The 20,859-nt window shown below is 34.6% G+C and carries 19 protein-coding genes and 1 pseudogene; 9 read left to right on the top strand and 11 right to left on the bottom strand.

Annotated elements, in window-relative coordinates:
• Nucleotide 1 precedes the first annotated feature (1 nt).
• A complete protein-coding gene (locus ACHZEU_RS20780; protein ID WP_404803713.1) occupies nucleotides 2-1,627 on the bottom strand; it encodes a flavin-containing monooxygenase in 1,626 nt (541 codons plus the stop codon).
• Nucleotides 1,628-1,753: 126 nt separating this feature from the next.
• Here ACHZEU_RS20780 and ACHZEU_RS20775 point away from each other — a divergent pair, with 126 nt between their 5' ends.
• The gene (locus ACHZEU_RS20775) at nucleotides 1,754-2,449 is read left to right on the top strand and encodes a response regulator transcription factor (protein ID WP_404803712.1); all 696 of its coding nucleotides are present in this window, start codon (nucleotides 1,754-1,756) and stop codon (nucleotides 2,447-2,449) included.
• Between the two features lie 67 nt (nucleotides 2,450-2,516).
• Here ACHZEU_RS20775 and ACHZEU_RS20770 read toward each other — a convergent pair whose 3' ends face one another.
• The 4 genes from ACHZEU_RS20770 to ACHZEU_RS20755 form a co-directional block, all read right to left on the bottom strand.
• A complete protein-coding gene (locus ACHZEU_RS20770) occupies nucleotides 2,517-2,978 on the bottom strand; it encodes an SAM-dependent methyltransferase (protein ID WP_404803711.1) in 462 nt (153 codons plus the stop codon).
• Between the two features lie 91 nt (nucleotides 2,979-3,069).
• A complete protein-coding gene (locus ACHZEU_RS20765; protein ID WP_404803710.1) occupies nucleotides 3,070-4,260 on the bottom strand; it encodes a Ger(x)C family spore germination protein in 1,191 nt (396 codons plus the stop codon).
• On the bottom strand, nucleotides 4,257-5,354 hold the full coding sequence (locus ACHZEU_RS20760) for a spore germination protein (protein ID WP_404803709.1): 1,098 nt from the start codon (nucleotides 5,352-5,354) through the stop codon (nucleotides 4,257-4,259). The genes ACHZEU_RS20765 and ACHZEU_RS20760 overlap by 4 nt, the downstream gene beginning before the upstream one ends.
• A gap of 21 nt (nucleotides 5,355-5,375) precedes the next feature.
• Nucleotides 5,376-7,043 (bottom strand): spore germination protein, encoded by a 1,668-nt coding sequence (locus tag ACHZEU_RS20755; protein WP_404803708.1) that lies wholly within the window; start codon nucleotides 7,041-7,043, stop codon nucleotides 5,376-5,378.
• A gap of 224 nt (nucleotides 7,044-7,267) precedes the next feature.
• Between ACHZEU_RS20755 and ACHZEU_RS20750 the strand changes: the two genes are divergently transcribed.
• From ACHZEU_RS20750 to ACHZEU_RS20740, 3 genes are all read left to right on the top strand, one after another.
• The gene (locus tag ACHZEU_RS20750; protein WP_404803707.1) at nucleotides 7,268-8,272 is read left to right on the top strand and encodes a hypothetical protein; all 1,005 of its coding nucleotides are present in this window, start codon (nucleotides 7,268-7,270) and stop codon (nucleotides 8,270-8,272) included.
• A gap of 381 nt (nucleotides 8,273-8,653) precedes the next feature.
• Entirely contained in the window at nucleotides 8,654-9,778 is a 1,125-nt protein-coding gene (locus ACHZEU_RS20745) for a hypothetical protein (protein ID WP_048395081.1), read from the top strand.
• Nucleotides 9,779-9,948: 170 nt separating this feature from the next.
• Nucleotides 9,949-11,439, top strand: coding sequence for a serine hydrolase domain-containing protein (locus ACHZEU_RS20740; RefSeq protein ID WP_404803706.1), 1,491 nt, complete (start codon nucleotides 9,949-9,951; stop codon nucleotides 11,437-11,439).
• A gap of 181 nt (nucleotides 11,440-11,620) precedes the next feature.
• On the opposite strand, the gene ACHZEU_RS20735 is transcribed toward ACHZEU_RS20740, so the two are convergent.
• Nucleotides 11,621-12,616 (bottom strand): DUF4179 domain-containing protein, encoded by a 996-nt coding sequence (locus tag ACHZEU_RS20735; protein ID WP_404803705.1) that lies wholly within the window; start codon nucleotides 12,614-12,616, stop codon nucleotides 11,621-11,623.
• Nucleotides 12,617-13,147 (bottom strand): sigma-70 family RNA polymerase sigma factor, encoded by a 531-nt coding sequence (locus ACHZEU_RS20730; RefSeq protein ID WP_404803704.1) that lies wholly within the window; start codon nucleotides 13,145-13,147, stop codon nucleotides 12,617-12,619.
• Between the two features lie 388 nt (nucleotides 13,148-13,535).
• Here ACHZEU_RS20730 and ACHZEU_RS20725 point away from each other — a divergent pair, with 388 nt between their 5' ends.
• Complete coding sequence (locus ACHZEU_RS20725; RefSeq protein ID WP_048395072.1) at nucleotides 13,536-13,733, top strand: YjcZ family sporulation protein; 198 nt, start codon at nucleotides 13,536-13,538, stop codon at nucleotides 13,731-13,733.
• Between the two features lie 327 nt (nucleotides 13,734-14,060).
• Complete coding sequence (locus ACHZEU_RS20720; RefSeq protein ID WP_048395071.1) at nucleotides 14,061-14,249, top strand: hypothetical protein; 189 nt, start codon at nucleotides 14,061-14,063, stop codon at nucleotides 14,247-14,249.
• 134 nt (nucleotides 14,250-14,383) lie between these two features.
• Here ACHZEU_RS20720 and ACHZEU_RS20715 read toward each other — a convergent pair whose 3' ends face one another.
• The 4 genes and pseudogenes from ACHZEU_RS20715 to ACHZEU_RS20700 all read right to left on the bottom strand — a co-directional run bounded on the left by ACHZEU_RS20715 (nucleotide 14,384) and on the right by ACHZEU_RS20700 (nucleotide 19,011).
• Entirely contained in the window at nucleotides 14,384-14,926 is a 543-nt protein-coding gene (locus tag ACHZEU_RS20715) for an NAD(P)H-binding protein (RefSeq protein WP_404803703.1), read from the bottom strand.
• An 872-nt stretch (nucleotides 14,927-15,798) separates the two neighbouring features.
• Nucleotides 15,799-17,751 (bottom strand): annotated as a pseudogene (locus tag ACHZEU_RS20710) (LTA synthase family protein).
• A 369-nt stretch (nucleotides 17,752-18,120) separates the two neighbouring features.
• Nucleotides 18,121-18,642: a DinB family protein gene (locus ACHZEU_RS20705; protein WP_404803702.1), complete on the bottom strand. Its 522-nt coding sequence runs from the start codon at nucleotides 18,640-18,642 to the stop codon at nucleotides 18,121-18,123.
• A 147-nt stretch (nucleotides 18,643-18,789) separates the two neighbouring features.
• Complete coding sequence (locus tag ACHZEU_RS20700) at nucleotides 18,790-19,011, bottom strand: hypothetical protein (protein WP_279495644.1); 222 nt, start codon at nucleotides 19,009-19,011, stop codon at nucleotides 18,790-18,792.
• Nucleotides 19,012-19,293: 282 nt separating this feature from the next.
• Between ACHZEU_RS20700 and ACHZEU_RS20695 the strand changes: the two genes are divergently transcribed.
• From ACHZEU_RS20695 to ACHZEU_RS20685, 3 genes are all read left to right on the top strand, one after another.
• Nucleotides 19,294-19,473 (top strand): hypothetical protein, encoded by a 180-nt coding sequence (locus ACHZEU_RS20695; protein WP_048393711.1) that lies wholly within the window; start codon nucleotides 19,294-19,296, stop codon nucleotides 19,471-19,473.
• A 592-nt stretch (nucleotides 19,474-20,065) separates the two neighbouring features.
• The gene (locus ACHZEU_RS20690; RefSeq protein WP_279495645.1) at nucleotides 20,066-20,401 is read left to right on the top strand and encodes a PadR family transcriptional regulator; all 336 of its coding nucleotides are present in this window, start codon (nucleotides 20,066-20,068) and stop codon (nucleotides 20,399-20,401) included.
• 2 nt (nucleotides 20,402-20,403) lie between these two features.
• Nucleotides 20,404-20,805: a DUF1700 domain-containing protein gene (locus ACHZEU_RS20685; RefSeq protein ID WP_279495646.1), complete on the top strand. Its 402-nt coding sequence runs from the start codon at nucleotides 20,404-20,406 to the stop codon at nucleotides 20,803-20,805.
• Nucleotides 20,806-20,859 lie beyond the last annotated feature (54 nt).

Below are 20,859 nucleotides of genomic sequence, written 5' to 3'. Positions count from 1 at the left end.
ACTATGATATTGATTTTAATTTCATTAACTTAAAGCCTACATAATTGTTTTGAGCCACCTCATTACAATGTTTTGTGTAATAATCAAATCCTCCTAGATAGATTAAAAAACTTCGAGGTTTGCCCTCAATATTGGCTCCCGTATACCAGGAATCACCTTTGACGTAGAGTGTTGCATTAGCGACATCTCGACAATGTGTGCTCCAAGCTTCCTCTGCTTCTATTGTTTGTTCCACAAGATCAATGTCATGCTCACGCAAATAATGCATGCACTCGGCAATCCATTCGACATGCTGCTCAATAGCAATCGGCATGTTCACGARAACAGAAGGGCTTTCTGGTCCCGTAATCATAAATAAATTAGGAAAACCTGCTGTTGTGAGTCCAAGATAGGTTTGAACAGCTGCCCCATCCTTCCACTTCTCTTTTAATGACACGCCATTCCTTCCTCGGATATCAATCTTAAATAATGGCCCTGTCATGCCATCATAGCCTGTCGCAAAAATGATGATCTCTAAATCAAAATGGTTATCCGCCGTTTGAATACCTTCTCCTGTTATTTTTTGAATAGGTGATTCTTTGACATCAACCAGTAAAACATTCTCCCTATTATAGGTTTCAAAATAACCGCTATCTAAAACCTGTCTTTTCGTGCCATACATATACTTAGGACATAGTTTTTCTGCAACCACAGGATCTTTCACAATCTGTCGTATTTTGGAGCGAATAAATTCTGCCGCTTTTTCATTGGACTGTTCATTCGTTAACAAGTCATGATAAGTAGCTGAGAAGGCAAAGCCACCTTGTGCCCAAGCTTTCTCAAAAACCGCCTGCCTCTTATCATCAGGTTCTTCCATTGCAGATTGCTGATTTTGTGCAAAAGGTGTACCTGAAACCGAATTTCTCATGGAACGTTTTATCGCTTCAAAATTTTTCTTCGTTTCTTTGATAAAGTCCTCTTCATATGCARGGTTACGAGCGGGAATCGTATATTGTGGAGTGCGTTGAAACACCGTTAACTGCTCTGCTTCTTTTGCAATAACAGGTATTGCCTGAATCCCGCTTGAGCCTGTCCCAATAATTCCTACACGCTTCCCAGTAAAATCAACCTTTTCATGTGGCCAATGCCCCGTGTGATACCATTTTCCGTTAAATTGTTGCAACCCCTGGATGTTAGGAACATTTGCTGCAGATAGACAGCCTATTCCTGTAATAAAGTACCTTGTTAAAATGTACTGCCCATCGDTTAGATGAATMATSMATTTWTGTCGTTTTTCATCAAAATGAGCTGCAGTGACTCTTGTGTTAAATTGGATATCTGATCGCAATTGAAAACGATCGGCTACGTAATTTAAGTAGCGTAATATTTCCGCTTGCTCTGGAAATCTAGATGTCCAAGTCCATTCTTCATATAATTCTTTTGAAAATGTGTAGTTATAATAGATGCTTTCAATATCACATCTAGCACCAGGATAACGATTCCAATACCAAACACCACCTACACCATCTCCAGCCTCGTATACAATGGTTGAAAAGCCTTTACTTCTCAACTGATGTAGCATATATAGACCTGCAAACCCAGCACCTAGAACAACTGCATCCACCTCTTTAATTGTTTGACTACTCACCTGTTGCTCCTCCTTACGCCAAAATAGAGAAATATGGCTTTACTTAGCTTAAATACTACAACTTACAGAAAATATTGAAAATTCCTTATTTCAAGCGTAGTATATACTTAAAAAAGGGGATAGGTCATGTCCAATCTTTATACCATTCAAAAACGTTTCGACACAGTAAAAAGTTATGCCAACCATGAAGAGCTGTTGATACACATTTTGCAGGTATATTTAGATGCTTTTCCTATCAAGGATGCCTATTTATTGAGGTATTCTCCAATAGGCTTTGTAGCAGAAGGAATCATTTTTTTAAATGAATCGGGTGGTAGTCATATCGGTGAGATTCGTGAGGAGATTCGTAGCTTCCCTATTATTTATGCTGCTATTGAAGATAAGAAGGCTAAATTTTGCACAGGAATGGACTATTTAAAAAATATCAGTATGAAATATTCTATTCCCTCGCAAAATAATACATTTTTAATTGTCCCTATTTTCATTGGGTCATATGTTTTTGGCTATATTTGTAGTACTCAATTAGAAGAGGAAATCGATATAAATGATAAGCTGTTAGATGACATGACCACCTTTGGAAACATGATTGGACAGCTTATCATACAAGCTAGAAATAGCAAAAAAGAGGGCTTTCTGAGCAAGCGTGAATTAGAGGTAATGAGACAGGTAGCGCAGGGAGATAGTACAAAGGAAATAGCAGATGTTATGCAATTAAGTGAATTAACCATTACACAATATGTAAAATCTGAGATMAAAAAATTGCGTGCCAAAAATCGCTCTCATGCCATTAGCATTCTTTATCAAGAAGGAATCATTCTTTAAAAAATCAGGGGAGCACGCTACTCCCCTTTTTTAGTAACTCACAATTGTCTTCGCTTTAACAATTTTATTACGCCCAGTAGGCCTTCATTAAATCTATTGACCACGCTGGCTGTTTAACATCCTCTTTAGGTAAAAATTCTTTCATTACAGGCTTTATATCTAGTATAGGTGTGCCATCTATGGCGTCTAGCCCTTGAACGATTAATCCTCTTGATTTGACCTCTAACAAGGCAACGATTGTACTTCCTAATTTATTGGGTCTATTTTTACCTCTTTGTGCGAAAATGCCAACCTCTGGATAATCATGATTATTTCTCGGATGTCTTGTCTCATATTGAATTTGATCGTCTGAAACCTTATCAAAATAAAAAATAATTTCTAGATGAGAAAAATCTTCTATTCCTTTTAAGGACGCCTCTTGGATATGATCAGCAAGTTCAATAGTTGAAATAATCTCTCCCCAATGATCATCTTTTAACATTTGCCGATTGTTACGAGCGGTAGCGATTGATTGAATAGTATATTGCATGTCTTTTATCCCCCATCTTTTCGAATATCTACTATATGTCCTTTCATTTCAGTATAGACTAAATGGACAGAAAAAAAGATGATTAACAATGTTAATCACCCGACGTGCCATAATCCTTAATGGAAACCTTCACTTCACATGTAATAGGAACCTCACTAAACGTTTGATCCCATTCTTTTTTTCTTTTTTGCCATACTTTCGGGTAATCGATTCTTAGTTTATTGCCAAACCCAGAAACATCTGTTTGAAATTCATGTTGCGTTTTATCTAGTGCCTTCCTCACTAATCGCTCTATCTCTTTTTCAAATACTTTCTCTGCTTTTTTCAAAAATTGATTGTCAAATGCTTTATCGGAGAGAACCCAATGTTCAGCAATTCTTCCCTCTGATTGAATTTTTATCGTAAAGGAGATTTGATCCCCTTTTACATGTGGAATAATTTTACTTTTAGCTGAAATAATTTCATACACAATAGGTGCTCCTGACTCCTCATCAAAGCSTTTRACTAGGCCACCTTTCGCATCGCCAGACATCCATGCAATTCCTTCTAGGTCACTCTCATTTAAAAATCCTCGTAGCTTTTTGGTTTTTCCTTCAATGATAGCAGCGCCTGCAAATTTTACTTCTCCATTTTCCGTACTCACATTTTGCAATAAAAAGCTAGAGTCTGAATACAGCTTCCCCTCTAGTTTGGCTACGGTCATCGGAGGCAAAATTTTTGTCGTCCTTTCATGTCCCTCCATCATTTCTACTAATTGAAAGGCAGGAATTTTAGTTGGTTCATTTGTTTCAAGTGCCTGACTTGCCTGATCCTGAGCAATAAAGAGCAGTCCACTCGGCCGTATTTCTAATTCTCTTAGAAAAAAATCCAACGTTTGTTGAAGATTGATAGTACTAGCTAATTCCTCACCGATAATAATTACTTTGGAATGTTCAGCAAAGGAACGTTTATCAACCTTTAWCAGCATATTTCSTAAAGTTGGTAACACCGCATCACCTGTCTCAGAAACATTTTTATACGCTTTTTCTGGCAATGCTCCCTCTTTTGTTCCAGAAACCGTAGTCTCTGACGTAACAAATTGATTGGTAATTGTTAGCAACTGTCTGTTTGCATACCTAGCATCTTGTTGCTCTTCAGAGGAAACATCACCCGTTTCTAAATCCAATGATGTACCTACAATAAGGCCTAAATCCTCAATCTCTTTACTACTCCAACAGCCAGTAAGAAGTAAGGTTACCGTTGCAACTAGAAGTAAACGTACACAACACTGTATTCGCTTCATGCTTTCTTTCCTTTCAATTTCGAAATAAGGAGTAAGGTTATCGGTACTACACCAAATAAAATTAATGCAGCATGACCAATCTTATCGCCAAATGTAAATAGATCGTTAATATTTTTAGGTGTCATCGCAATAATGTAAATAATCGGAAGTAGCCCGTATAAGAAGGGATGCATATTTTKCTTAAACAGTTGGGCTAATCCTAAAGTAGCGGCATAATAAGTAATCGTAAAGGTAGCAAAGATTTGCATAATCCAAATTACAAGAAGAAATGACTCAAAGCGTTCAAAAATTAAACCAGGGATTTCAAAACTTCGCATTAATTCAATTGTTGGCCAAGTCCTTGTTAAAACACCCTCAATGGATAGAGCACCAATGACCATCACAACCGTGATGACATAAAAGAGCAAGGGTATGGCTATACCCGCCAGTACAACCTTTACGGCCTTTGATTTATCTGAGGGGTACATAAATGCCACAAGTAGTAGCATAATTTCAGGCCCTAAAAATGCTAGTGTCGCTGTTTTTATTCCCTTTAACATCGGAACAACGCCCAGACCGAGTACTGGTCTCAAATTATCGATTTCAAAAATCCCTAAACTTAAAAAGGCCACAAGTAAAAAAATAACAAAGGTAATAGGAAAAATGATTTCAAATAAGCGAGCGATTGTGTTGATACCACCGCTTATTAAGTAAAGTCCAACCCATAAAAAAGGCAAAATAATCGCCCAAGTGGGGGTTCCTTCTAATAAGAAGAGAGAAGTTACTTCAGCCATGATGCGAACTTCAAAGGCAGAAATGGTAAAAAAGTAGGCAATTACACACGCACTTATAAACCAGCCTAACCACTTCCCTATGATATCTTGATTATATTGATAAAATGTTTTGTCAGGGTATTGTTGGCTTAGCTTCACAATGATTACACCTGCAATCATTGCAACGACTCCACCTAAAAATACACTAATCCAAACATCTGGCGTTTTTACTTTTTCTACAGATGCACGAGGTAAAGTAAGAATCCCAGTGGCAAGAATATAGTTAATAATAATAACAACTGCTTGTGACGTCGTTATTTTATCTTTCATACTGCTGTTCATGGCTGTTTTGCTCCCTTTCTCTTATTCCCCTTTGCGGACCGAATCTTTTGGCTTTAACAATCTAGGACGATGCTTCATCATCTTTAACGGCATTCGCACCATAAAATCTTTCCAATCACCTGCTCGATACGGAATAGTTGGGCTCAAATATGATACACCGAAGCTCTTTAGCTTTACCAAATGACTGCAAAGGAATAAGAAAAATAGAATGATGCCATATAGTCCAAATAAAGCTGCGGAAAACATCGCCACAAAACGTAGCATTCTTAGCGTGATACCAGCATTATATTGAGGGATAGCAAAAGAGGAAATTGCTGTTAATGCAACCACAATGACCATGATTGGACTAACAATTCCTGCCTGTACGGCGGCTTCTCCAATAACAAGCCCTCCAACGATCCCCATTGTCGGACCAATCGGCTTCGGTAGACGAAGTCCCGCTTCTCGTAATATCTCAATAGCGACTTCCATAWTGAGGSCTTCAATCAATGCTGGAAACGGTACCCCCTGCMTTGTTGCCATCATGGACAGCGCTAGTTTAGTGGGAATTAAACCTTGATGAAACGATACAAAAGCAATGTACAGGGATGGGCCAAATAAAGAGATTCCTGCAGCAAAATAGCGAAGCAAGCGAATAAGTGAGCTCGATAACCAACGTTCATAGTAATCCTCTGGTGATTGCAGTAGCATATTAAACGTGACTGGCACAATTAATGCAAAGGGAGTTCCATCTAAAAGAATTGCGACTCGTCCCTCTAGTAAAGCAGCAATAACTCGATCAGGACGCTCGGTACTTTGCACTTGCGAAAATGGGCTGAGATAATTATCCTCAATCAATTGCTCAATATATCCCGATTCAGCAACATCATCCAAATGGATTGTTTCAATTCGTTCCTTCACCTCTTTGACAAGATTAGGCTGCACAATTTCATCTATATAGGCTAAAACCAACTCTTTTTTCGTACGTTCGCCTACTTCCATCTCGATAATCGATAAATTCCGATTCTCACCATGCTGTCTTAATAAAGAGGTATTCACACTTAATTTTTCCGTGAAGCCCACTCTTGGTCCACGTACCATTGCTTCAGAAACAGGCTCCTCAAGATTTCGAGTTTTGCCATGTGCCGTACCAATGATAAATACATTCTGTATGCCATCCACAATTAATACAGTGGAACCAGTTAATACTTTCCCAACAGCTTTCATGACTTTCGATTCCTCTAGCAGTTCACTCACTGGTAGGATTTCATTTCTAATCGATTGTTGTAATTCATGACCTCTTAAAACAGACGACTTTTCTGCATGTCCATTCATTAATGATATCAAAATATGTTTATCAATTAATTCTTTATCGCATAATCCTTTAAGAAAAACGATCGCTGCACGATTATCCGTATTTCCTATTTGAAATTCTCTAAAATGAATATCCCAATTATGGCCAAGTTCTTTCCTCATTTGTAAAAGATCTTTATTAAAATCTCCTGTAAATTGCTCTAACGTTTTTTGAATAGGTATGTGTACCATCTCAACTTGTTCACTATTTTCTTTCATCTCAATTTTGACATTGCTCTTATTAACAAATAAAAAAACATGGAACAATTTATAAATKAAATATGGAATAAAAAACGCTAAAAAGCCTTGTAAAAAAACTTGCCAATGTGGCATGTAGGAAATCACCTTTTCCCACATATTGATCACCCTCTTTAGTACACTTGTACAGAGTATCCCTACATGTTTTTATCTTTATCTAAGCAGCAGTATTTTAAACTTCCAATCCTCAACATTCTTTTATAATAAGACACTAACATTCGGTGACCATAAAAAAACCAGCCTCAAATGAGTACTGGTACTTATAAAAGCAATCTTTAGCTTATGGTATACTAGCTACTATGAAAAATTAGAAGGTGAAATTTATGCTAGAAGTCAGTGAAAGTAAATTAACACAATATAGTCTGCATTTTTTGAGTGAGACGCTTATTTTAGGAGAAGAAGTTTTTACACAACCTGAGGTCATGTTAGAAGCAGCCTTTACACAGCTCGCTTTTAGTAAAATTGATGTGGAACAGCAATATGAATTTTTCCATGAAAGCAATATTGCACTCAATGAAGTTTTTACGTATTCAAGAGCTATTTTCGAACAGGGAAGTAACTTCCTAGAACACTCACAAAATATTGCCAAACACTTACATAGTGTGTCACAGCATCCTAACATCAAAAGCGGAGAACTGTTTATTGGCCTTTTTGAAAATTGTTTTCTATTAAATGAGGMTAAAAAGATTATCGCTATTGTCAAAATTGATGAAAAAGAAATGTTTTTAGATGTGAAAAATGAACACAATCAAATGATCGTGAACGGCGTGGATGGCATTAACGTTAAGAAAATTAATAATATGGCTATTATTGTTGATATGGGACCAGATCAATCTCCTGCCGTGTATATTAAAACAAAACGTAAAGAAGATATTGTTTATTGGCAAGAACGATTTTTAAAAATTAAGGCAGCGGATGAACATTATTATAAAACCAATTTAGCATTAACAGAATGTAAAAAATTCATTTTAAAGGAAGAAAATTATACAAGCACAGAAAAACTTGGGCTCTTGAATAAAACACTGGATTACTTTAGAAATGAAGAGGAGTTTCAAGTAAATCATTATATTGAAACTGTTTTTGAGCAAGCGGACACTACTCAAAAAGATATCATCATTAATTCGGTCAAACCCTATGAGACTATCATTTCTGATAGTGCGCTAGAAAAAGCTGAAAAGAAATACAAACGTAAAATCAAACTGGATTCCAATATTGAAATCCAAGTAAATATTCAACATATCGACCAAATAGATGAATTAATTGAAGTTGGCTATGATGAGGCAACGAATCGCAAATTTTATAAAATCTATTTCCAGGATGAACAGTAGAAGAGCTTGGATTAAACGGATGCAAGTTATCTTATGAGATTAAGCATTAGAATGACAGCGTCTCTCCTAAAATCTTCAATAAGGAGAAAAAGAGCTTAAAACAGTATCAGCTGCAATAATGCCTTAGTTCGTGCCCATGAATTTTCTCTGGAAGCGCACTAATCCTTGAAAATCTTTGCTTCGATAATCAACCCTTTGCATGGTCTGTGCTGTAAATAATAGCTATTTTTCAAAGACTACAGATACTAAAACAGTGAGTCTTATCATGAATCCTCCACTCTTTAATTTCTTAAAATTTTTTTCAAAAAGTTAAAACTTTTTCAATTGGTAAAACGTCTAATAATTGGTAACAGAAGTTAACCTAAAGGAGAATTGATAAATATGAAAAAACCTGCTAAAAAAACATGGCTATTAGCTTCAGCATTAACACTTGGGATGGCTGTATTAACACCGCTTCAAGCTGGTGCAACAGCTGTTGATACAACAAATAATGTAACGATTCAAATAGAACAAAAAATAACAGGTACCATTAAATATTTTGATGGTAGCAGCATTACCCTTAAAGGAACAGATGGAAAAAACTACTACATCGGTTTACACAATTTCTCAGATAAACAAATTGAGCAGTTAAAGCTAGCAGAGGGGCAAGAAATTTTAGTTGAGGGTAGTATTGTGAAAGATTACTCAGATTTCTTTACCTTTGCCGTCTATAAAAAAAGCTTACCTAAAGAAGTAACAAAAGAAGAATTAGTCCAACTAGAGAAACTCTTTTCTGACATGAAAAAGGCTGAAAAAGAAGAGAATTATGAGGAAATGGAACGAATCTATGAGGCGATGGATAACATCACAAGACCTTACGAATTAGCAAATTGGCAACCTGAGCCTTTTGAAGAATTTATTAATGAAGCTGCATTCGCTGAAAAAAATATTGTTATCAAAGCACAAGATAAAGAACAGCTAAAAACACTTTATAGTAACTGGATTAAGTATGTAAAAGAAAATAAAACGGATGAGGCATCAGAAAACATTGATAAAATTTTCACTATTCTTGAACCTTATTACCAAGAATTATATCCACCTTTAACTTTTGAAGAGTATATGGCGGATATGAACGTCGATTTAACAAAAGAGGAACTTGCAAAACTTAAAACAATCTATGAAGAGGCACAAAAAGCTGAAAAAGATAAAGACGAAGAATTGTCCATGAAGAAATGGGATGAATTCTATGAAATACTTCGCCCACACTTTAAACCAGTTCCCTTCGAGGAATATATGGCAGATATCGAATTCAGCATTAGTAATGCAGATTACGCAAAATTAAAACAACACTATGAAGAAGCAGTTGCCCTTGAACAAAAGGGTGAAGATGAAAAAGCTGGCGAGCAATGGGAAGCCTTTTATAAAGTTTTAGACCCTTACTACGAAGCGAACAGAGAAATTCTTATCTCACCATCTAAATTAACATTTAACGGTCAAGATTTTACGCCAGAGCCAGAAACAAATTAAATAAAATTTCAAGGGCCCTCCTATTGGTTTTAGGAGTGGCCCTTTTTGAAGTGACAATTTTGTCATGTTATCCCGGAAATAGTCATGTTAATCGATGGTTTACCCTTATTTTTCTTGTTACAGTAAACCATGTTGTCACAAGCACATTACGTTCTAAGGAGAAAAACAACATGACATTATTCATGAAGAAATCGGTGATGATGACAGTAATGTTACTATTTTTTACGTTCACACCCGGATTTGGACACGCAGCATCAAATAATACAATTAGTAAAATTGATCAGTTTATTAAGGAGCAGCAAACCATTAGTAAAATCCCAGGAATTTCAGTAATTATTGTTGATAAAGGGAAAACCGTCTATCAACGGGGCTTTGGCTTTGCAGATACGAAAACAAAAACGCCTGTTACCTCTGATACTCTTTTTGAGTTGGGCTCCACGTCTAAGGCATTTACAGGACTCGCTATTTTACAATTAGAAAAACAAGGTTTGTTAAAACGATCAGATGATGTCCGAAAGTATATCCCTTGGTTATCATTAACCTATAAAGGCGAGGATAAGGCTGTGACAATACAGCAGCTATTGTCTCATACTAGCGGAATTCCCTCAAATTCCATTACTCAAATCCCAGAAAGCACAGCGGATAATGCCCTTGAATTAACAGTTAAAACACTGCTGGATCAATCACTAAATCGTCAACCAGGGAGTTCTTTTGAATATGCAACCATCAACTATGATGTCTTAGGCCTCGTCATTGAACAAGTTACAAAAAATTCTTACAACCTGTGTATGCAACAGCCAATTTTACGATCAGTAGGTATTCATCAAKCTTTTGTAGGAATTCACCAAGTACATTCCACACATATGGCTTCTGGCTATAAAATAGGTCTAATGAGAGAGCAGCGATACATACCACCTATCTATCGTGGCAATATCCCCGCTGGTTATATCATCAGTAACGCTAATGATATAGCCAGATGGTTAAAATTACAGGTAGGAAACAGTGATATCTATTCAATCAGTAACAATTTAATTCAAGAATCGCATACTCCAGATCTAACAGTGGAGCCTTTTGATACGAATACTTACTATGCAAACGGTTGGGCAGTTGTGAAAAAGGACACAAAGTCATATATCTACCATGCTGGTGAGAATCCAACCTTTTCCTCGTATTTCATTTTGCAACCTGACGAACAAATCGGCGTGGCTATTTTAGCCAATATGAATACAAGCTCTACAACAGCGATTGGACAAGGTGTCATGGATTTATGGGAGGGCAAAACGATTGACATGCAACATATCAGCAGCTATCAAAAGCTAGATAAAATTGTAACAATCATATGTGCTATTATCATCGCAATCAGCATTATTTTCTGTTATCTATTCGTTCAAATTATACGCAGCCTTTATAAAAAACAACGTAGTATGTCAAATCTAAATTACAAAAGAATATTGTTATTATCTGCCCATACTATACTTGTGGCGACAATGCTGACAGCACTATTTATCACGCCTAACATAGTACTTGGCGGCTTAAATTGGACATTTATTAAAGTTTGGGCACCAACTTCTATTACATTCCTGTTGTATAGCTCCATTTCGGCCAGTCTTCTATATTTATTATTAGGCTTTATGATGATTGGTACTAAAAGGAAGAATTAAAAATTTAATAGCTTAAAAGATATTTAGCTACAATTAATAGCTCTATTTTGACTGAACACTGCGTAATATGAGCTAATGGTAAAGATGCTGACCTATATCATTCATTGCCAACACATCCATCTTTGAAGGTAAGAATTGATTCCTTCAGCCCTTTGAAAACAAGTTGTAGGAACAGACCATATCATTTTAAAGAAATATTAATACTTGGGAGCGGAACAAGCTCTTTCCGCTCTAATGTTTTTTCGTCAACAATTCTTATAGTTGGCGTAATGATTAGCGTTCGAATATCAGAATCAGGTATAAAAACCTCAACATAACCATTTACTCGCCCARAACCGMTTTTAATGGTTATTGCTCCTACCTTTTCATATACATTTCCAAGATTATCTTCTATGTCTACCATTAAAAATTCTGTCTCCCAGTCAAGATTTCCCTCAAAATAAAGAGTGGTTATATATTTTCCCTCTGTTATTTGATTATATAATAGCTGGWATTGATCATTACCAAATGGTATATTTACTTTTCTTGAATACGCTCGGGTTGGTGTAAGTTCTAACTGAAAGTCCCAAGCTCCTTCTACAAGAGTCGTATTTTCCATACCTATAAGAACTTGAGGAAGCCATTGAACATTTACCTTTTCATCAATTACTTTGTCTGAAATTCTCGCTGTAAACATACCAATCCAAGTAGCATCATTCTTTTTAACGATTTKATGACTAAGTAMGWCTAGMTTGTTWCCGTTGACTTCTAAATCGCCCTTCCAAAATAGAGGGGGTTCATCTATCGATTGTTCGTGTTTMATTTCATAACTAACCGATAMRATCGTTCCATCGAAAAAAGCCTCAGCTAATTCAATGGAGGTTCCGTTACTTTCGTCTATTTGATTGATAATTGATGCATTATCACTAAATACTTGTAATTGGGGATTATCATTGCTATTTAATAGTTGCTGTACAATTGGTACTCGATTAGCCACTACAGGTAGCCAAATGCTGCTACTAGCAAAAATAAATGTGAGCATGGCGACAATACTAACCCACTTCCATTTTTTAAATACATACTTCTTGGTTGAAGATGACCGTAAAACACTTTTTTCAATATTAATCTTTTCCCAATCAGATAATTCAATTGGTTCAATCTCATCAATATCTATTTCGATGAAGTCCTTTTCTTTCATTTAGATACCTCCCAGCTCTTCTGTTAACTTTAACTTACCTCGATATAAACGATTTTCTACAGCTGATTTAGATAGACCAAATATCTCAGCGATTTCTCTGTTCGAATATCCTAAGTAGTATTTCAAAAGAAAAATTTCCTGATCGTTTTTATTTAAATTTAAAATACTGATAAATAGCTGYTYTTTTTGTACTCTTCGTTCTACGATGCTTTCTGGAAGATCCTTGCTATTTGAAATTGATGAAAGTAACTCGACTGTTTTAGGCTTATTTTGAAGGCTTCTATATGTATCAATCGCTTTATATTTTGCAATAACACCAATCCATTTTTTAAAATCAACCTCATCACCAGTAAATTGCGTACTCTTTTGCCAAATGGTTAGAAATACATCGTTGATACACTCTTCAATAGCTGTATGGTTAGGCTGTAACACTTTTAACACAATGGCTTTAACATACCCTCCATATCTGTTAATCACTTCTCTTAAAGCTTGTTCATCCTTTTTTTGTAGCTGATTAATTAATGAATACACGAAGTTAGAAAACCTCCTTTCCTTTCTTCTCTACAAGTAATAACGAGCAAATGAAAGAAAACTCTCACATTATTTAAATAAAAAAACAAATGATTCCTTTCCGCAACACATTGTAGCTAAAAATAGAAACGGAAAAACATCGACTTACTGTTTCAAACCCGCTCCATCATCATGCATCAAAAAATTATTTTTTATCTTATGGACTGGATTGACAACTAATCATCAGGCTGTAACAAGCGCCTTTGAGTTTCATCCTATCAAGTGTTTAGTGATACTCATCCTTCACCCAAGATTCTCTTTAAAATTACCTAAATACGATTCATTAGACGAATACCCTTTTCTCTTTCAACGGCATTCATACAATAAACTGAAGAAAGGAGAGATCTTGATGGGATACTTTGGAAACATGGGTAATTTCAATTGTTGTTATGGAGGCTATGGTAATGACTATAGCGGCGGTTATAGTATGGGTTGTTGTGGCATGGACTATGGCGGCAAAAACAATAGTTCAACATTCGTTTTAATCGTTGTGCTATTCATTCTTCTGATTATTGTCGGAGCAACATTCGTGCAAAAAGAATATTAATATTTATTGATAAACATGAAAAAGAGATGATCTTCATTAATAGCAGCTCACATTAATGTCGATACATCCACAGCAAAGAGGGTCACTTCCAGCCTAGTGACCCTTTTTAAACCTGCTTGTCTTTCACCTTATTTAATTTTAAATTCTCCATTTCCCACATTTGCGGTAATACACATCGCTAAAGAAATATAATAAGCCAATATTTTTACTCCCATTTACGCCCYATATCCGCTTTTACATSATAAAGTTTTTTAAAAATGAAACCACCTAAAGCCATGAATCGTATACTTACTTAAGAAAAAGCCTTTGTAAAAGGGGTCGAGTAATGTGAGAGAATGGTTGCAAGGAAGGAAAAACAAAAAGAGAAGAGATAAGAGACGTAAAGATCAATATTCATTAATTGACTTATTTCTTGATGTACTAATTTGGATACCAGAATTACTTTTCCTCCCATTTAGAATCATTTATTGGTTGTTGAGAGGAGTTGGAAGGTTTATTGGAGAAGGTTTTAATTAAAAAACTGCTCAAAAGGATATCATTTGATTTTTTGTACCAATACGATTGAGGCAAAGGAAAATTTTGTTGGGCATTCAAAAGGGATAAAGTCATTTAGTTGAGGCGCTGACCCTATCCCTCTCCTTTAAATTAGATTAATTGGAGATAAACGGTGCTTTTTGTACATACTTTTGATTTTCTATTTGGTTAATGATGAATGTAGCTATATCCCGATTTGTTATTTTTGTACCTGGCATATCTCTAAGATTTTCCTTTATGAACCCAACTTCATTTCCCTCTACTATAAATGGAAGCCGAATTAGTGTCCATTTGATAACTTGATTATGGCTAAGGAGGTGCCATTCTTTTTTCTTATCCATCATCATTTTTGAATAAATAATTTCAAATATCTTCGCACCCATTCTATTTATAATACTCTTTGTATCTCCAGCAATGGTTAGCGATCCACCCGTTACCCCAATATAACGATCCATATGTAAATCAGACATGACTCCCAATATATTTTCCGTTAATTTACTATAAATTTGTTTTTCTTTCATGGGTTGACCAAAAGTATTGATAACGATTTGACAATCTTTTAATAGCTTTTGAAGATCCTCGATATTTTGTACATTCCCTTCTATTACCTCAATCCTACTGTCTTTGAAAACTAACTTTTCTGGATTTCTAACAAGCATACGTACGTGATACCCTTTCTATAATGCTTTAGAAGCAATGTAACGCCCCGCTTTACCTGTTCCACCGATAATTGCTATCTTTTTATAAACGTCCATGATGCCCCCTAATTATCATAATAATATGTATACGGACAAATCATAGTTTAGATTCAATAATTCTATTATTCACCTCTCTTTATCAAATGAGATAAAGAAATAGTAATTTTGTTTATTCTAGCTAGAGCTTTTGTCTAAACAAAAGAAAAAGAACCACTCTCTTAAAAGAAAATGGCACTTCAACGCCTCATCGTACTTACTTGATAATTACACTTTTTAGGTGTATTCAGCTTAACTAGATCAGTGGTTTATATTATTTACTAAGTCTTTATTATATGCAATCCACTTCTCCATTTCTCTCTCGACAGCTCGGTTTTGCCATTCAAACCAAATACCTGTACATTCACTACAGTGACTATCGACACCCTTTTTTTCATGTGTATCTTTACATGTAAACACAGTCTTTTTACGACAACTATAACAGTAAATGACTATGTCTTTATAAAACTCCATCCCGATCAACTCCTCAAATTCACACCTATTTCTTTCCCTTTTTCCTCTAAATTATGCTTCAAAAAGAAATAAGTAAGGATGATGAGTGCCATCATGTTTGTTCTTTCCTCTCCTTACTAATAAAAGCGATTCAAACCCTTACTATTAAAGGATTTGAATCGCTTTTTCCGTTAGTCCAATTTTCTATTTGAACCTTAAGGAGAATATAAAATCTTGGTATTGCCATACTTATTCAAAAATGACCAATAAAAAAGCAATTCAAGKTAATGGTATGATATCCTATAGACTTTGATATCGTACACAATTCCTTGAACCGCCTTAAATTATTTAGACTCTACATTTTCATCAGGAGAGTAATTATATTGAGAAGGATCAACTGGCGTATAACCTGTTGGCGTATAGAATCTCAATAGGTCACCATTCACGACTCTATCAGATAACGCCAATTTATGATCTACTTCATTTTTAATCGTCTTTGCTTCCTCTAATTGACTTTCGTCTAATGGTAAGCCTGTTTTATTATCATAATATTTTTCATTAATTGAATAAATAGTAGGACTGACAAAATCGCCATTTCTAAATGGTACAATTTCATCATGCTCTTCTGATAATAAGTCTGAACCAAATTGAACAAATTGTTGTGAATCAATTCCTAGTAAATGCAATAACGTTGGCAGTAGGTCTGTTTGGCCACCATAGCTATGGTTGGTCCCACCTTGTATGCCTGGAACATGTATAAATAATGGTACACGTTGTAAATTAGCACTTTCATATGGTGTAATCTCTTTTCCAATGACTTGTTCCATCGCTTTATTATGATTATCGGAAATACCGTAATGGTCACCATAAAGAACAATCATTGAATGATCATATAATCCTGATTCCTTTAATTGCTGGAAGACCTGTTGAATTGCTTCGTCTGCATAACGAGCTGTTTGGAAATAATTATCAACGCTTGCATCTCCCGTATTGGCTTTATCAATTGTCACTAAATCTTGATTCATTTTATATGGATAGTGATTCCCTACCGTAATTAATTTTGTATAAAAAGGTTGTGGTAAGGAGCTTAAAAGATTTTGAGATTGTTCAAAGAATGGTTTATCTAACAAACCATATTCAGCCATGTCCTCTGAAGTACCTGTGTTATAGTAACTAGCATCGAAGAATTTGTCGAAGCCAAATGATTTATAAATTACATTTCTATTCCAGAAGCTTCCGTTATTACCATGGAATACAGCTGATGTATAACCATAATCTTTTAAAATACTAGGAGCTGCCTGATACGTATTTTGTGCTTTTGTAATATAAGCAGATCCTTGTGGTAATCCAAATAAAGAATTTTCAAGCATAAATTCTGCATCAGATGTTTTCCCTTGACCTGTTTGATGGAAGAAATTATCAAAATACAATGTATTCTTATCTTTTGCTAATGAATTTAAAAATGGTGTTACTTCTTCACCGTTTAATTTATAGTCGATTAAAAAGTTTTGGAATGATTCTAAATGTAAATAGATAACGTTCATTCCCTTTGCTGCACCAAAATATTGGGCATTCGGTTTGGCGTAGTTTGATTTTGTATAGTTAATTACTTCAGTAATATCACTACTATCTGCCAAAGCTCTCTGAGAAGAAGCTTTCATCGTTTCAACTGAGTCATAAATCGTATAGTTATACATTCCTAGATATTTTACAATATAGTTTCTATCAAAACCTCGTGTTAATAGTTGAGGACGATTAGTTTCAGCTAGTCCTAAATTAAGGATTGATACCGCTAATGCAAAGGCAATGATTGCCAWTCCTTTTTTATAGCCAAAACGTTTGKKMTMWKKTKKGWTTTKKTKWSRGAWWYGTRKAKAAAACATAACCATTACATCCACAAAGAACAAGATATCATAAGGCTTTAATAAAGAAAGAACACTGCCGCCTAAATCTCCAAAGTTCTGCGTTTGAGAAAGTGTAGGTAATGTAATGAAATCACTAAAAAATCGGTAATAGACAATATTGGCATATAAAACAATAGACATCAAAGTGTAGACAACAACGAGTGATGTGTATTTTCTTTTTCCTTTAAATAAAAATGAAAATCCTAGAAATAGCATTGCTGAGCCCAGCGGATTTATTAGTAAAAGGAATTGTTGAATGATTCCTTCTACACCTAAGTCAAATTGTGATAGTTGAGAGATGTATGTTTTAATCCATAACATTAATACTGCTACTATATAAATTCCTAAAAAGTTTTGTAATAGGTTATCTTTTTTATTTGCTAGATTTTTCATTTTTGCACCTACCTTTTACTGATTAAATTAAAATCTAGATATATATGAACTTAACTGATAAGTACTGTATGGCACTTTAAAAAATGTTACGTTACAATAGCTTTTTTCGCGACCAATGTATAGTACTCCCCATTTAAACTTCTGTCAAGTTGTTAGCTATTCTTCATATAAATATTTCTAATTAACCTAAATATTGTCCAAAAAATACCCAGTAAACATTAGTTTTTAACTAAAATTTACTGGATATTATAAGCCATAATAGAGATGCTTGGTTCTTTAAATATCTATATGAAATCTGCCTCGCAATTTTTCTCATTTGGGCATCAAAAAATCTTCCATTTCAAATGAATTGGAAGATTTTCTGGAATTCTATTTAAACGTTTCTTTATTTATTTGAGCACCTACTGAATCTTTCAATGATGAAGAAAGACCTCTTCTGATTAGATTTGCAGAAACAGGCGCTCTCCCCATTTCCCTTGCCCAAATTGATAATTGTCCTATATGGTGAATTTCATGTGCAATGGTATGACGAATGACTTCACCCCATGTATGCGTCTCCATACTACCATTTGCTAATGGAATATGAAGAATACGCTCTTCCATACTGTCATCCCATTGATTTACAAAGCTTTCGACGTCTAAATGAAATGCAGCTTCCAATTTACGAACCTTTTCCAAGCTATTATATTCATCAAAGCTCTCCTGAAAGTCTGTTTTCCCCTGTAATAGACGAATCCAACTCCATTCAACATCAATGATATGGAAGAGTGTGTGTAATATACTGCCCATTCCTCCAGTTCGGTTTTGCAAAAGTTCTTCTTCAGTCAACTCTTCACACCAACGAAACCAATCTTCCCGAACTAGCCAMTTATATTTACAAAATGTTTGCAAAAAAGCACCTCCGTAGTTGTGAAAAACATTATAACTCACTATTTCTTCATATAAAGTGAGGAATCCTTCTTTGCTCTTTTCACATATCCAAATAAGCACTAAAAGTAACATAAATATAGCAACATTTCTAAGGCTGAAGTCTGGTAATTACCATTTCTGGTTACCCTTATGGATTTTTCTATAAACGTAATCTGCATTATCTAGGTTTTTCCAACTACTAATAAAATTCAAAATCAGCATAAAAATTCCAAATAAAATAAATGCCACCATATATTTACCTACGAAAAATAAAACAAACGTTGCAACCAAAAGTAATATCATTAAAATTATTACGAGGATTTGTAATTTCCCCTTCTTCTTCTCATCCACCTGTTCAACCTCCAATCAAAGCGCCGGTACTTTTCTAAAATGTTTTCTTTGGTTTATTTTACCATAATATATATAAATGCTCCATAATTAACCTTATTGAATTCATTTATTTCTAAATAATCAATTATTTTATGTAAAATCCAAACATCAGAAATTTCCTACTAAATTTAACTTACATAGTCTTGGGGTGATCTGAAATATTTAAATATGAAGTAGAAATAAACAAGGGATCAAGGGATATTTTATTGGABAAGTTAARTAAWATCTTTAGGAGGTGTCGACATGAAACGAGACAAAAAAAATACAGAATTTGCTACAGACGAGCCAACAAAACAATCATTTGCTAGTGGAGCAGACCCAAAAAAACCTAATGGACGCAAAGAATATACTGAAGCCCCACGCCCACAACGTGAAGAAGATCTTATTATGGATGAGAAAAAAGGTAAGTCAACTTCATTATAATGTAAGACAAGTTAGTATWDTTGAHCACTCDAHTARAGATGGTCTTTTTTAATTTTCTCCACATCATGTAACCCTATATAAAGATTGAGACCACCCATCATGGAGTGGTGTTWCTACTATTATTAAATACATATTATTTTAATWAACTWATCTCATAGCCAKTATATTATATATTAAAACAAAAAAGTAAATTTATGTTTTTAACTTTTCAGACCACTCATCACGGAGTGGTCTTTTTCATCTATATATAGCCTCACCTATTTGCTTTAAAATTTGTAAGAATAGTGGACTAAGGTTTATTAAGACAAATCCTAGCCCAGCATTCTTATCACGCTTTTCAGAATTACCAAACATAATGAAGAAACAACCACCAACCATGATGACGCTTGCTATAGGGAAAGTACTCGCTACAAGCATTTGCCCCAAGTGTATCTATTGCAGTTGCTAATATCTCTAATGGTTTTTCTGTTTATTTGGCGTTGATTAATTTAATATTGCCATATTTTTTAACATTTATTATTTTCCTTTCAATATGTATCAGTGAAATACATGTATCATTGCAATATAATGGTTAATAAAGCATGATTACCCAATGAATAACAAAAATAAAAACAATAATACACAATATCTTAAGGGTTTATTTGAAATTGCCATTTTAATGATGCTTCAGAAAAAAACGATGTATGGCTATGAATTGACTAAAGAATTGAAAGAGAGCAAGTTTTTTTCTATTTCTGATGGCTCAATTTATCCCATACTAAAACGTTTGACGGCGAATGATTATGTTGATATATTTTCCGAAGAATACGAGGGGAGAATTAGGAAGTATTATAGAATTACGGATTTAGGAAAATCATTAATAGAAATTAGACTGAAAGAATTAGAATTGATAATTAACTTTTTTGAAAAAATTAAGGGGATGAATTAGAAATGGATAATTCGAAGATAAATGAATACGTAAAGCAACTGGAAATCGAATTAGATGTATTACCCAAAAAAGATAGAGATAATCATATCATAGAAGTAAAAGATCATTTATTGCAGTCCGTAACTGATGGCAAATCAGTTGACGAGGTATTAAAGAGTTTTCTTCCACCTAATGAATTAGCTAAGGAAATTATAGCTGAATTTCATCAATTGTATAGTATGTCGTCTACTGAAAATAGACATCTAATCAAACAAAAGAGTAGCAAAATATGGATGATATTAACTGTTGTGGTAGCGATAATTATTTTCGCTATATTTTTAGCGATTGCTGTATTTATGGGGAATTTATCAGATACACCTACTGACAAAAACGGAATCATTGAGTATGAAAAAATAGAAGACTAATAAATATAAAAACGAATTATTTAACAATTGGAATCGTTAAATAGCTCGTTTTTT

The sequence above is a fragment of the Lysinibacillus sp. S1 genome (assembly GCF_044986265.1).
Lineage (GTDB): Bacteria > Bacillota > Bacilli > Bacillales_A > Planococcaceae > Lysinibacillus > Lysinibacillus capsici.
The sequence above is the reverse complement of the archived record's forward strand: the minus strand, read 5'-3'. Positions and strand labels throughout refer to the sequence as shown.

What these genes read in the sequence shown, in the direction of transcription:
- ACHZEU_RS20770 (WP_404803711.1), bottom strand. Translation starts at nt 2,978, where the DNA reads ATGCAATATACTATTCAATCAATCGCTACCGCTCGTAACAATCGGCAA.
- ACHZEU_RS20745 (WP_048395081.1), top strand. Translation starts at nt 8,654, where the DNA reads ATGAAAAAACCTGCTAAAAAAACATGGCTATTAGCTTCAGCATTAACA.
- ACHZEU_RS20725 (WP_048395072.1), top strand. Translation starts at nt 13,536, where the DNA reads ATGGGATACTTTGGAAACATGGGTAATTTCAATTGTTGTTATGGAGGC.
- ACHZEU_RS20715 (WP_404803703.1), bottom strand. Translation starts at nt 14,926, where the DNA reads ATGCTTGTTAGAAATCCAGAAAAGTTAGTTTTCAAAGACAGTAGGATT.
- ACHZEU_RS20695 (WP_048393711.1), top strand. Translation starts at nt 19,294, where the DNA reads ATGAAACGAGACAAAAAAAATACAGAATTTGCTACAGACGAGCCAACA.
- ACHZEU_RS20690 (WP_279495645.1), top strand. Translation starts at nt 20,066, where the DNA reads ATGAATAACAAAAATAAAAACAATAATACACAATATCTTAAGGGTTTA.
- ACHZEU_RS20685 (WP_279495646.1), top strand. Translation starts at nt 20,404, where the DNA reads ATGGATAATTCGAAGATAAATGAATACGTAAAGCAACTGGAAATCGAA.